Raw genomic sequence first — 12,115 nt, 5'->3', positions numbered from 1 at the left:
CCCTCCGGGGCTACACGGGGGCGGCCGCTTCGGCCGCCCCCGTTTCCGTTCGCGCCGGCCCGCCGCCACCGTCGCGCCGGCCCGCCACCGCCGGATTCGTCTCCGGCAGCAGCGCGAAACAGCCCAGGCTGACCAGGGCGATGGCGGTCAGGTACGCCGCGACCCCCCACGGCGGACCCGAACCGTCCGCCAGCGCGGTCGCCGCGACGGGCGTCAGCGCCCCGCCCAGCACCCCGCCCAGGTTGTAGCCGACGGCGGCCCCCGTGCAGCGGATCCGCGGCGCGTACAGCTCGGGCAGGTACGCGCCCACCACCGCGAACATCGCCACCATCCCCAGCAGCGCCACCGTGCAGCCCAGCGTCATCAACACCGGGTCCGCCGTCCGCAGCAGGGCCACGAAGGGCACCATCCACAGCAGGCTCGCGGCGCAGCCCGCCAGGCACAGCGGCCGGCGTCCCCAGCGGTCGCCGAGCACCGCCATCACCGGGGTGGCCGCCCCCATCACGAGGACCGCGACCATCACGCAGGCCAGCATCACGGTGCGGTCCACGCGCAAGGTCGTCGTCGCGTAGGCCAGGGCCCAGGTGGTGACCGCGTAGAAGACGGCGTACGCGACCGCCAGCGCCCCGCCGGTCAGCAGGAGCAGCCGCCAGTGGTGCCGCACGACCTCGGACAGGGGCGCCTCGGCCCGCCGGCCGGTCTCGGCGAGCGCGCGGAACTCCGGGGTCTCCTCGACCGAGCGACGCAGCCACAGCCCCGCCAGCGCGAGCAGTCCGGCGGCCCAGAACGGGACCCGCCACCCCCAGGCGGCGAACTGCGCGTCGGTGAGCGAACCGGACAGCACCAGCATCAGTCCGTTCGCCGCGAGGAAGCCCACGGCCGGGCCGATCTGCGGGAAGCTCGACCACAGCCCGCGCCGCCCTTCCGGGGCGTGCTCGGCGGTCAGCAGGACCGCCCCGCCCCACTCGCCGCCCAGCCCGAAGCCCTGCAGGAACCGCAGCAGGACCAGCAACAGGGGAGCGACGACGCCGATCGAGGCGAACGAGGGCACGCAGCCGACGGCCACCGTGGCGAGGCCCGTGAGCAGCAACGAGCCGAGCAGGACCGGGCGGCGCCCGTAGCGGTCGCCGATGTGACCGAAGACGGCCGATCCCAGGGGGCGGGCCAGGAAGCCGACGCCGAAGGTGGCGAAGGCGGCGAGGGTCCCGGCGAGCGGCGAGAACGACGGGAAGAAGAGCGGGCCGAGGACGAGGGCGGCGGCCGTCCCGTAGACGAAGAAGTCGTAGAACTCGATGGCAGTGCCGGCGAGGGCGGCCGAGGCGAGCCGGAGCATCGAAGGAGTACCGGTACCGGTAGCAATACCCGCGCCGGTGTCGGCACGGGTACGGGAGGGGAGCGGGGAGGGGTGCTGTCGCATGGTGCAGCAACTACCCCACCCCGCACCCCCAGGACATGCGTTCGGGAATCATCGACCGGAAGGAGTGCATCGCCTCGCGACGTTGACGCCTGCCGGTGCCGGTGCCGGTGCCGGCACCGGGCGCCCGACGTGTGTTGTCGGGCGCCCGGCAGCGGCGGTTCACCAGCCGCGCTCGCGCCACTCGGCCAGGTGCGGCCGCTCGGCGCCGATGGTGGTGTCGTTGCCGTGGCCCGGGTAGACCCACGCCTCGTCCGGCAGCCGCTCGAAGAGCTTGTGCTGGACGTCGTCGAGGAGCTGGGTGAAGGCCTGCGCGTCGCCGTGCGTGTTTCCGACGCCGCCCGGGAAGAGGCAGTCGCCGGTGAACACGTGCGGGTGGCCGTGCGGGTCGTCGTAGACCAGCGCGATCGAGCCGGGGGTGTGCCCGACCAGGTGGCGCGCGGTCAGCTCGACCCGGCCGACCGTGATCGTGTCCCCGTCCTGGACCGGGACGTCGGTGCCGACGGGGATGCCCTCGGCGTCGAGGGCGCCGGCGTAGGTGCGCGCCCCGGTGGCCTCGACCACCGGCGCGAGCGCGCCCCAGTGGTCGCCGTGCTGGTGGGTGGTGACGACGGACGCGATGCCGTCCTCACCGATCAGGCCGAGCAGCGCGTCCGCCTCGGCGGCCGCGTCGATCAGCAGCTGCTCGCCGGTGGCCCGGCAGCGCAACAGGTAGGCGTTGTTGTTCATCGGGCCCACCGCGACCTTGGAAATCATCAGGTCCGCGAGTTCGTGCACGTCGGCCGGACCGCCGACCTTGACCGCTCCGCTGTACGTCATGTGCTCGATCCTAAGGGTGCGGGCCTACAGCGGCGGGAGCTCGGGAAGGCGGCCGCCTTCGAGCACGGTCAGGCGCGCGCCGCGGTCCCCGCGGCCGGCGAGCCAGCCGAGCAGCGCGTCGCCGGTGCCGGTCAGGACGACGGGCGTGCCCTCGGTGCCGCCGGTGCGCCAGGTGGGGGCGGTGTCCCCGGACCCGAGCCGCAGGGTGACCGGCGGGACCTCCGGGCGGCCCGACCAGCGGTCGGCGAGGAAGGCGATCTCGCGGTCGGTGAACTCCGCGGGGAGGTCGGCGAGCCCGTAGCCGATGTTCAGGTCGACGTGGTGGAGCTCGACCTCCACGAGGCGGCGGAAGGGCACGTTGGCGGCGAGGTCGGTGACGCCGTTGCGCAGCTCGACCGTGCGGGACCAGTCCTGATCGGGCTCGGTGGTGGCGAGGAAGGCGGACCCGGAATCACGGAGGTCCGTCAGGTGTTCTTCCAGGGGCCGGCCGGAGTCGCGTGCGATGTCCGAGTCGCGCGCGGAGGCGCTCTCGTACATCGGGCGCCCCTCGAAAACGTTGACGAGGGCGTCCGCGTTGCGCGCGAGGTGGGCCAGGATGTGGCCACGGGTCCAGCCGGGGAGGTGTGACTCCTCGGCGAGGGCGGCGTTGTCCAGTTTCGCGACCGCGGTCAGCAGTCGGTCCGTGGCCTCACGTACAGATCGCAGGTCGTGCACATGATCAGTCATGGGGCCGAGCCTAGTGGGCCCGGATCCCGCGCCACACGATCGGGTGAAGCGGTCTTCCGAGTGCCGTAAATCGAATGTGCGTGCTATACGCTCGGAAGTCCAAGCACCAAGTCCATCGCAGCGGCGTCCCCCATACCCTGGGACGGGGGCCGTGCCCCCGCTCTCTCAAGAAAGGTGCGGACCGGCGTGACCGACCGTCTCATCGTTCGTGGCGCTCGCGAGCACAACCTCAAGAACGTCTCGCTCGACCTCCCCCGTGATTCGCTCATCGTCTTCACCGGACTCTCCGGTTCGGGGAAGTCCTCCCTCGCCTTCGACACGATCTTCGCCGAGGGGCAGCGCCGCTACGTCGAGTCGCTGTCCTCGTACGCCCGCCAGTTCCTCGGGCAGATGGACAAGCCCGACGTCGACTTCATCGAGGGCCTCTCCCCGGCCGTCTCGATCGACCAGAAGTCGACCTCGCGCAACCCCCGCTCCACGGTCGGCACGATCACGGAGGTCTACGACTACCTCCGCCTGCTCTTCGCCCGCATCGGCAAGCCCCACTGCCCCGAGTGCCGCCGTCCGATCTCGCGGCAGTCGCCGCAGGCGATCGTCGACAAGGTGCTCGCGCTGCCCGAGGGCAGCCGCTTCCAGGTGCTGTCCCCGCTGGTCCGTGAGCGCAAGGGCGAGTTCGTCGACCTCTTCGCCGATCTCCAGACCAAGGGCTACAGCCGGGCGCGGGTGGACGGGGAGACCATCCAGCTCTCCGAGCCGCCCGCGCTGAAGAAGCAGGAGAAGCACACCATCGAGGTGGTCATCGACCGCCTCACCGTCAAGGACAGTGCCAAGCGCAGGCTCACGGACTCCGTCGAGACCGCCCTCGGCCTCTCCGGCGGCATGGTGATCCTGGACTTCGTCGACCTCGCCGAGGACGACCCCGAGCGCGAGCGGATGTTCTCCGAGCACCTCTACTGCCCCTACGACGACCTCTCCTTCGAGGAGTTGGAGCCGCGTTCCTTCTCCTTCAACTCCCCCTTCGGCGCCTGCCCCGAGTGCACGGGCATCGGCACCCGCATGGAGGTGGATCCGGAGCTGATCATTCCGGACGAGGACAAGTCGCTCGACGAGGGCGCGGTCTCCCCGTGGTCGCTCGGCCACACCAAGGACTACTTCCAGCGGCTGATCGGCGCGCTCGCCGGGGAGCTCGGCTTCCGGACGGACATCGCCTGGGCCGGACTGCCGCTGCGCGCGAAGAAGGCCCTGCTCTACGGGCACAAGACGCAGATCGAGGTGCGCTACCGCAACCGGTACGGGCGGGAGCGCGCGTACACGACCGCCTTCGAGGGAGCGGTGCCCTTCGTCAAGCGTCGGCACGCGGAGTCCGAGAGCGACGCCAGCCGCGAGCGCTTCGAGGGCTACATGCGCGAGGTGCCCTGCCCGACCTGTGAGGGCACCCGCCTCAAGCCGATCGTCCTCGCGGTGACGGTGATGGAGAAGTCCATCGCCGAGGTCGCCGCGATGTCGATCAGCGAGTGCGCGGACTTCCTCGGTCAGATGCGGCTCGACGCACGCGACAAGAAGATCGCCGAACGGGTCCTCAAGGAGGTCAACGAGCGGCTGCGCTTCCTCGTGGACGTCGGCCTGGACTACCTCTCGCTGAACCGCGCCGCCGGCACCCTGTCGGGCGGCGAGGCCCAGCGCATCCGGCTGGCCACGCAGATCGGCTCCGGCCTGGTCGGCGTGCTGTACGTGCTGGACGAGCCGTCCATCGGCCTGCACCAGCGCGACAACCACCGGCTGATCGAGACGCTGGTGCGGCTGCGGGACATGGGCAACACCCTGATCGTCGTCGAGCACGACGAGGACACCATCAAGGTGGCCGACTGGGTCGTGGACATCGGCCCGGGTGCCGGCGAGCACGGCGGCAAGGTGGTGCACAGCGGTTCCCTGAAGGACCTGCTGAAGAACCCCGAGTCGATGACCGGGCAGTACCTGTCGGGCAAGCGCTCGATCCCGCTGCCGGACATCCGGCGTCCCGTGGACCCGGAGCGCCGGCTGACCGTGCACGGCGCCAAGGAGAACAACCTGCGGGACATCGACGTGTCCTTCCCGCTGGGCGTGCTCACCGCGGTCACCGGCGTCTCCGGCTCCGGCAAGTCGACCCTGGTCAACGACATCCTGTACACGCACCTGGCCCGGGAGCTGAACGGCGCCCGGTCCGTGCCGGGGCGTCACACCCGGGTCGAGGGCGACGACCTGGTCGACAAGGTCGTCCATGTCGACCAGTCGCCGATCGGCCGGACCCCGAGGTCCAACCCGGCCACGTACACGGGTGTCTTCGACCACGTGCGCAAGCTGTTCGCCGAGACGATGGAGGCGAAGGTCCGCGGCTACCTGCCGGGCCGCTTCTCCTTCAACGTCAAGGGCGGCCGGTGCGAGAACTGCTCCGGCGACGGCACGATCAAGATCGAGATGAACTTCCTGCCGGACGTCTACGTTCCGTGCGAGGTGTGCCACGGCGACCGGTACAACCGGGAGACGCTGGAGGTCCACTACAAGGGCAAGTCCATCGCCGAGGTCCTGAACATGCCGATCGAGGAGGCCCTCGGCTTCTTCGAGGCGGTTCCGACCATCGCGCGCCACCTGAAGACGCTCAACGAGGTCGGCCTCGGCTACGTCCGGCTCGGCCAGTCCGCGCCGACGCTCTCGGGCGGTGAGGCGCAGCGCGTCAAGCTGGCGTCCGAGCTGCAGAAGCGCTCGACGGGCCGGACGGTGTACGTCCTGGACGAGCCGACGACCGGTCTGCACTTCGAGGACATCTCGAAGCTGATCAAGGTGCTGTCGGGTCTGGTCGACAAGGGGAACTCGGTGATCGTCATCGAGCACAACCTGGACGTCATCAAGACCGCTGACTGGGTCGTGGACATGGGCCCCGAAGGCGGTTACGGCGGCGGTCTCGTCGTCGCGGAAGGCACCCCCGAGCAGGTCGCGTCGGTGGGCGCGAGCCACACCGGAAAGTTCCTGCGGGACATCCTGGGCGCGGACCGGGTGTCCGACGCCGGGGCGCCGACGGCCGCACCGGCCCGCCCGGCGAGGAAGGCGGCCGCCAAGAAGGCGACCCCGGCCAAGAAGGCGACCCCGGCCAAGAAAGCGACCCCGGCCAAGAAGGCCGCGGTGGCCAAGACGGCGACGGCCAAGACGGCGGCGAGCAAGACGGCGGCGAGCAAGGTCGCGGCCGCCGAGAAGAAGGCCGCGCCGGCGAAGAAGGCGACGCGCGCCCGCAAGGCCTGAGGCGCGCGGCACGGTTCGGGGCGGGGCCCGGTCATCATGGCCGGGCCCCGCCCCGTGTCGTGCGGTGCCCGTGCGCCGCTGTCGCACCCGCGCCGCCGCGGACCCGATCAGGGCCGGGCCCGACGCATCCCCGGTGCGGACGGGCGTCAGGCGGCGATGCCCAGGGCGTGGCCGGCGGTGGAGGGGTCGGTCAGGGTGCTCAGCAGGGCGTCCGCGACGTCCCCGCGGGCGATGACCTTGCCGCCCGGCACGTTCGCGTCGAGGGCCCGCCGGTAGTTGCCGGTGCGGGGTCGGTCGAGGAGCCGCGGCGGCCGGACCACCGTCCACCGGACGCCGCTCGCGCCCATGGCGGCCTCCATGACCGCGAGGTCCGCGTACACGTCGCGCAGGACCCGCCGCAGGATCGGGTGGAGCACCCGCAGCAGTACGCCGTCCTCGGGGCACTCCGGTCCCAGCGGGGCGGCGCTGACCGCCGACAGCCGGTCGACCCCCGTCCGCCGCATCACGTTCACGACGGCGCTCATCGCGGGACCGGCGACGGGGCTGAGCCGCGCCTGCTTGTTGCTCGTGGCGCCGAGAGCCGACACCACCGCGTCCCGGCCCGTCAGCACGGGCACCAGGGCCGCCTCGTCCGTCAGGTCGGCCACCACGGCCACCCGGAGCCGGTCGTGCGCGGGCACCCCCAGTCGGGACGGGTCGCGGACCACGGCCGTCACCTCGTGGCCGGCGGCGAGCGCCTGCCGGACCACCTCGCGGCCGACGCCGCCGGTGGCTCCGAACACCGTGAGCTTCATGGGTACCCCCGGGTGCGTCGTCAAGCAAGGTGGGTGAGCGCTCACTCACCCCTGTGTCCACTAGGGTGAGCGAATGCCCACCCCCACGTCAAGCCGCCCCACCCCCGAGCGGCTGCTGGACGCCGCCGAGCACCTCATGCGCACCATCGGCCTGGCCAACACCACCACCAAGGCCATCGCCCGTGAGGCGGGCTGCTCGGAGGCCGCGCTCTACAAGCACTACGCCAACAAGGAAGAACTCTTCGTGCGCGTGCTGATGGAGCGCACCCCCAACGCGGGTCCCCTGATGGCGGCGCTCCACGCGGAACCGGGGGAGGGGACCGTGGAGCAGGCCCTGACGGGCATCGCCCGCAACGCGTCGCTCTTCTACGCGGACGCCATGCCGATCGCCGCCTCCCTCTTCGCCGAGCCCGCCCTGCTCACCCGCCACCGCGAGGGCGTCCAGGAGATCGGCGCGGGACCGCACCTGGTCCTCGACGCACTGGCCGGCAGGCTGCGCAAGGACCTCGCCGAGGGTCGCCTGCGGCCCGGCGCCGACCCCGACGCGGCCGCCGCGCTGCTCCTCGGAGCCTGCTTCCAGCGGGCCTTCTTCCTGCACTTCTCCGGCGCCGGGGCGGTCCGGCCGGTCGACGAGTTCGCCCCCGCCGTCGCCCGTACGGTGTGGGCCGCCATCGGCTGAGCGCCATCGGCCCGGCGCGGGTGGCCCGGCGCTATCGGCCGGGATCCAGCTCGGCCGCGTAGGGCGGCTCGGCGCCGGCCCGGGTACAGGTCAGCGCCGCCGCGTGGGCGGCGTAGGCCAGCAGGTCGGGCCAGTCGGCGCCCGCCGGGTCCGTCCCGACGAGCCGGTGCAGCAGCGCCGCGTTCACGGTGTCGCCCGCGCCGATGGTGTCCGTGACGGTGACCGGGCGGGCCGAGGCGCTGTGTTCGGCGCCCCCGGCCGTCCACACCGTCAGCCCCGCCGCGCCCCGGGTGAGCACCACGGCCGACGGCCCCGCGGCCAGCCAGTCGGCGGGCCGGCCGCCGAGCCAGGCCGCGTCCTCCTCCGAGAGCTTCAGGACGGACACGTACGGCAGCCGGGCGAGGAACCGCTCGCGGTACCCGGCCGGGTCCGCGATCAGCGCCGGGCGGATGTTGGGGTCCATCAGGGTGAGCAGCCCGCGCCGCGACTCCCGCCGCAACAGGGCATCGTAGGCGCTCGCGCCGGGCTCCAGGACGAGCGAACAGGTGCCGAGCGCGAGGGCCCGTGCGTCCGGCGGCAGTGCGGGCGGCAGGGTGAAGAACCGGTCGGCCGTGCCCTCGACGTAGAAGCGGTACGCGGCCGAGCCGTCCGGGGCCAGCGAGGGAACGGCCAGGGTGGTGGGCTCCGGCCCGCGTTGCACCAGGGAGAGGTCCACCCCGGCGGCCCGCAGCCCGGCGAGCAGGTCCTCGCCGAAACCGTCCGACGACACCCGGGAGCAGAAGGCGACCCCGGCCCCGAGCCGGCCCAGCGCCAGCGCGGTGTTGTACGGGCCACCGCCGGGCCGTGGCAGCAGGGCGCCCGGCGGCTGCGCGACGGGCACGAGGTCGATCAGGGCTTCTCCACCGACGACGATCACGCGGGGGAAGGTATCCCATCCGGCCCCGGTATCGTCGGGTGGGCCCGCCGGCCCGCCTCGTGGTGAGCCCCGCGGTCCCACCCCACCGGTCCCACCCCACCGGTTCCGCGCCCGCGGGCCCGGTTCCCTCGTGCCAGGAGAAGCGCATGTCCGCGTCGCAGTCCGCCGCCCGCCGTACCGTCCTCAAGGGCGCCGCCGCGCTCGCGGGGGCCGTCGGCGCCGGAGCGGCCCTGTCGGCGTGCTCCACGGAGACCAACAGCGGCTACGGCAGCCCCGCCGTCCCGCAGGAGCCGGTCGACCTGGGTGCGGTGTCCGCCGTCCCGGTCGGCGGCGCGAAGCTGTTCCGGGAGCGGAAGGTCGTCGTCAGCTGCCCGGCGGAGGGCCAGTACAAGGCGTTCAGCGCCCAGTGCACGCACGCCGGCTGTGTCCTCGACAAGATCGTCGAAGGGGAGGGCAACTGCCCCTGCCACGGCAGCCGCTTCGACCTCGCCACGGGCAAGGTGCTGCGCGGCCCGGCCACCGAACCGCTGCCCGCCGTCCCGGTCAAGGCGGAGAACGGCAAGCTCATCGCCGGCTAGGGCCTGTCGTCGAACTCCCGTCCGCCCCGCGACGTCCGGCGGGTTACTCCCAGTCCCAGGCGATTCCGAGGATCCCACGCCGCACCCCCTGCTCCACCAGGTGCACGGAGCGGTGGCGGCCGCTGGGCGTCAGGTCGGACAGGCCGGTGCGGGGGGCCAGGGGGCCGGTCCGGGCGAACCGCCGGCAGCGTACCGGCAGGGCCGCCTCGTCGAAGTGGACCTGGAGCATGTACTGGCCGCCCGCGTAGCTGAACCCGCGTACGTACTCCGTGCTCCGGGCCGCCGTGCCGTCCTCGATGCCGTAGCCGAAGACGTACGTGTCCCCGCGCCGCAGCCGGGCGTCGAACAGCAGCTCCGCGACCACGACCCCCGCCTCCGGATGGCAGCGGATCCGCCCCGTCCGGCAGTTCTCGTGCGCCCGGACCTCCACCCGGGAGGCGTCGCAGCCCGGATCACCGTGGTGGACGGCCAGGTAGCGGTCCACGCCGTCGCGGTGGGCGCGGACGATCTGCTGCGAGGCGCGCCGGCGCAGTTCGCCGTCCGCCCCGATGCGGACCCGCTCGTGGTGGCCCACCGAGTGCAGGCCGCCGTCGGCGGGCAGCTCCATGCCGTCCAGCAACTGTTCCACCGCCGCTCCCACGCTCACCAGGGACCGGTACGAGCGGGTCGCCGGGCGGCCGGGCCCCGAGGCCCCCTCCGGGACGGTCAGCAGCCGCAGCAGCGCGCCGTCCGGCAGTTCCAGGATCTGCTCCAGCGCGGACACGGCCCGCAGCGACTCCGGGTGGCGTGGCCGCCGGGCGCCCTGTTGCCAGTAACTCAGGCTGGTGACGCCCACCTTGATGCCGCGGGCGGCGAGCCGGTGCTGCACCCGGTGCAGGGGCAGTCCGCGCGCGGCCAGGGCGGCGCGCAGGGCGAGGTGGAAGGGGCCACCGCGGAGCAACGGGCCCAGCGAGTCGATCTCCGCCGCGTCCGGCGTGCCTGCCGTGTCGCCGGTCGGACGCATGGCGACTCCTCTGTGAACGTTCACATCCGCCGACGTGGGGGCCGGCGGGCGGCGCGGGGGAGACCAGGTGGAACGACAGCAACCGTTCACACCGCAGCCCCACCGTTCACACCGCGACGTCACCGCGTATTGAAGCGTGTTGACCTGATCGCGACAACACCCTGATGCTCCTCAACAGCGTCCGGACGCGCTCCCCCCCCACTTCCCACCTCGGGTCCCCACCTCGGGAGGAACGCGATGCGCAACAGCCACAACAACAGACGGTTACCCCTCGCCGCCTTCGTCTCCGCCCTGCTCCTCGTCCTGCTGCCGATCGGCTCCGGCACCGCCGCCGCGGCCGGCCCCGGCACGGACACCGTGAGCGCCGCCCTCGCCTCGAAGCGCCTGAACATCACCATGCAGGCGCAGCAGAAGACCAACTGGTGCTGGGCCGCGGCCGGCAACACCATCGCGACCTGGTTCGGCCGGAACCACAGCCAGAACCAGTTCTGCAACGCCGCCTTCAACCGCCAACAGAACACCGAATGCCCCAACAACCAGGCCACCCTCGGCAACGTCCAGACCGGCCTGCGCTGGGCCGGCGTCAACTCCGGCAGCTACGTGACGGGCTGGCTCCAGTACTCCACCGTGCAGACCGAGATCAATGCCAACCGTCCGGTCGAGACCCGTATCCAGTGGTCCAACGGCGGCGGCCACATGCACGTGCTCTACGGCTACGACACCGCCAACAGCTGGGTCTACTGGGGCGACCCCTGGCCCTCCAGCGACCGCTACAACTGGGCTTCCCACGCCTGGTACGTCAACAACAACACCTTCTCCTGGACCCACTCCCTCTACCGGATCGGGGCGTGACCGCCATGACCCCCGTACCCCAAGCCCACCGCCGGCCGCGGCCCCACCCGCGGCCCCGGCCCGTGCGCGGCACCGCCGTCGCGGTCCTCGGCGCCACCACCGCCGTGCTCGTCCTCGGCGGGCCGGCCGCCGCCGCCCCCGTACCCCAGCCCCCGGCCGCCACGGCCGAGGTCCGGGCGCAGGCCCGGGAGGCGGCCGCCGATCCCGCGGTCCTGGCCACGCTCTCCCGGTTCTTCTCCCGCGAGGGCAAGGTGTCGCTCGCCGGGGCGCAGCCCCGGATCGAGGGCGAGACCGTACCCGTCCATCACCTCTCGCCGGACTTCGTCGCGGGCAGGGCCGGCGCGGGCGTGGCCCGCCTGGAGTTCCTCGCGACCAGGGCCGTGTCCTCGGACGGCCAACAGGCCGCCCTGTGGACCGCGCGCACGGAGCGCGGCTGGCAGGTGGTGAACATCGCCACGGGCGACGACGAGTTCCGCTACGCCGGCCTCGGCGCCGCGAAACTCCCCGGCGGCACCGTCTTCCGCGAACCCCAGACCGACGCCTGGTACGTCGCCCGGGACAGCAGGGTGCTGCCGCTGGACGAGGACGCCGTACGGGCCGTCGGCGAGGCCGGCACCAGCCTGGACGCCTACCGGGCCCGGGTGTCCCGGGCGTACGGGGACAAGCTGCCCGGCTCCGCCTACGCCCGGAGCGGGGAGGCCGGCGGCTTCGAGGAACCCGCCGCCCGACCCGCCGTCGCCCCGGCCGCCGCCGCCCCGGTCGCCGCCGCCGCGTCCGCATCCGGGACGTCGGTGACCGCGCTCGCCGGGTGGACGGGCGCCACCCTGGCCCTCGCCGCCCTGGGCGCGCTGTTCCTGAGCCGCCGCCGGTCCGCGTCGCGGGCCTGACACCCGCCCCGCGACACCCGCCTCCCCGCAGGACCTGACCCCCCACCCCGCAGGACCTGCCCCCACCCGCGGGGCCCCGCCCCCCCCCCCCGGCCGGGCCCCCCCCCCCCCGCCCCGCGCCCCCCCCGCCGCCCCCCCCCCCCCCATATCGAAATAGAGTCGTGTTGTTAATCA

At 73.1% G+C, this 12,115-nt stretch carries 11 protein-coding genes; 5 read left to right on the top strand and 6 right to left on the bottom strand.

What is annotated here, in order from left to right; translation table 11 throughout:
- Nucleotides 1-10: 10 nt before the first annotated feature.
- From NOD94_RS28165 to NOD94_RS28155, 3 genes are all read right to left on the bottom strand, one after another.
- The gene (locus tag NOD94_RS28165) at nt 11-1,333 is read right to left on the bottom strand and encodes an MFS transporter (protein ID WP_281208952.1); all 1,323 of its coding nucleotides are present in this window, start codon (nt 1,331-1,333) and stop codon (nt 11-13) included.
- A gap of 243 nt (nt 1,334-1,576) precedes the next feature.
- Nucleotides 1,577-2,233 carry an MBL fold metallo-hydrolase gene (locus NOD94_RS28160; protein WP_281208935.1) on the bottom strand — a complete coding sequence of 219 codons (657 nt, stop codon included), beginning with the start codon at nt 2,231-2,233 and terminating at the stop codon, nt 1,577-1,579.
- A 24-nt stretch (nt 2,234-2,257) separates the two neighbouring features.
- On the bottom strand, nt 2,258-2,959 hold the full coding sequence (locus tag NOD94_RS28155; protein WP_281208934.1) for a maleylpyruvate isomerase family mycothiol-dependent enzyme: 702 nt from the start codon (nt 2,957-2,959) through the stop codon (nt 2,258-2,260).
- 186 nt (nt 2,960-3,145) lie between these two features.
- Between NOD94_RS28155 and uvrA the strand changes: the two genes are divergently transcribed.
- Nucleotides 3,146-6,232 (top strand): excinuclease ABC subunit UvrA, encoded by a 3,087-nt coding sequence (uvrA, locus tag NOD94_RS28150; RefSeq protein ID WP_281208933.1) that lies wholly within the window; start codon nt 3,146-3,148, stop codon nt 6,230-6,232.
- A 146-nt stretch (nt 6,233-6,378) separates the two neighbouring features.
- Here uvrA and NOD94_RS28145 read toward each other — a convergent pair whose 3' ends face one another.
- Nucleotides 6,379-7,026 (bottom strand): NAD(P)H-binding protein, encoded by a 648-nt coding sequence (locus tag NOD94_RS28145; protein ID WP_281208932.1) that lies wholly within the window; start codon nt 7,024-7,026, stop codon nt 6,379-6,381.
- A 73-nt stretch (nt 7,027-7,099) separates the two neighbouring features.
- Between NOD94_RS28145 and NOD94_RS28140 the strand changes: the two genes are divergently transcribed.
- Nucleotides 7,100-7,705: a TetR/AcrR family transcriptional regulator gene (locus tag NOD94_RS28140; RefSeq protein ID WP_281208931.1), complete on the top strand. Its 606-nt coding sequence runs from the start codon at nt 7,100-7,102 to the stop codon at nt 7,703-7,705.
- A gap of 31 nt (nt 7,706-7,736) precedes the next feature.
- Here the strand turns inward: NOD94_RS28140 and NOD94_RS28135 are convergent, their stop codons facing one another.
- Nucleotides 7,737-8,621, bottom strand: coding sequence for a carbohydrate kinase (locus tag NOD94_RS28135; RefSeq protein WP_281208930.1), 885 nt, complete (start codon nt 8,619-8,621; stop codon nt 7,737-7,739).
- Nucleotides 8,622-8,767: 146 nt separating this feature from the next.
- Between NOD94_RS28135 and NOD94_RS28130 the strand changes: the two genes are divergently transcribed.
- Nucleotides 8,768-9,199, top strand: coding sequence for a Rieske (2Fe-2S) protein (locus NOD94_RS28130; RefSeq protein WP_281208929.1), 432 nt, complete (start codon nt 8,768-8,770; stop codon nt 9,197-9,199).
- Between the two features lie 43 nt (nt 9,200-9,242).
- Here the strand turns inward: NOD94_RS28130 and NOD94_RS28125 are convergent, their stop codons facing one another.
- Nucleotides 9,243-10,202: a hypothetical protein gene (locus NOD94_RS28125; protein WP_281208928.1), complete on the bottom strand. Its 960-nt coding sequence runs from the start codon at nt 10,200-10,202 to the stop codon at nt 9,243-9,245.
- A gap of 237 nt (nt 10,203-10,439) precedes the next feature.
- Between NOD94_RS28125 and NOD94_RS28120 the strand changes: the two genes are divergently transcribed.
- Complete coding sequence (locus tag NOD94_RS28120; protein WP_281208927.1) at nt 10,440-11,054, top strand: papain-like cysteine protease family protein; 615 nt, start codon at nt 10,440-10,442, stop codon at nt 11,052-11,054.
- A gap of 5 nt (nt 11,055-11,059) precedes the next feature.
- Entirely contained in the window at nt 11,060-11,941 is an 882-nt protein-coding gene (locus NOD94_RS28115) for a hypothetical protein (RefSeq protein ID WP_281208951.1), read from the top strand.
- Nucleotides 11,942-12,115: the final 174 nt, after the last annotated feature.

Source organism: Streptomyces sp. Isolate_45 (genome assembly GCF_024721315.2).
Classification (GTDB): domain Bacteria; phylum Actinomycetota; class Actinomycetes; order Streptomycetales; family Streptomycetaceae; genus Streptomyces.
This window is presented reverse-complemented; position numbering and strand designations above follow the sequence as displayed.

Excerpts from the sequence above, each read along its gene's own strand:
- NOD94_RS28115 (WP_281208951.1), top strand. The coding sequence starts at position 11,060 with ATGACCCCCGTACCCCAAGCCCACCGCCGGCCGCGGCCCCACCCGCGG.
- NOD94_RS28160 (WP_281208935.1), bottom strand. The coding sequence starts at position 2,233 with ATGACGTACAGCGGAGCGGTCAAGGTCGGCGGTCCGGCCGACGTGCAC.
- NOD94_RS28125 (WP_281208928.1), bottom strand. The coding sequence starts at position 10,202 with ATGCGTCCGACCGGCGACACGGCAGGCACGCCGGACGCGGCGGAGATC.
- NOD94_RS28165 (WP_281208952.1), bottom strand. The coding sequence starts at position 1,333 with ATGCTCCGGCTCGCCTCGGCCGCCCTCGCCGGCACTGCCATCGAGTTC.
- NOD94_RS28120 (WP_281208927.1), top strand. The coding sequence starts at position 10,440 with ATGCGCAACAGCCACAACAACAGACGGTTACCCCTCGCCGCCTTCGTC.
- NOD94_RS28145 (WP_281208932.1), bottom strand. The coding sequence starts at position 7,026 with ATGAAGCTCACGGTGTTCGGAGCCACCGGCGGCGTCGGCCGCGAGGTG.
- NOD94_RS28140 (WP_281208931.1), top strand. The coding sequence starts at position 7,100 with ATGCCCACCCCCACGTCAAGCCGCCCCACCCCCGAGCGGCTGCTGGAC.
- NOD94_RS28130 (WP_281208929.1), top strand. The coding sequence starts at position 8,768 with ATGTCCGCGTCGCAGTCCGCCGCCCGCCGTACCGTCCTCAAGGGCGCC.
- NOD94_RS28155 (WP_281208934.1), bottom strand. The coding sequence starts at position 2,959 with ATGACTGATCATGTGCACGACCTGCGATCTGTACGTGAGGCCACGGAC.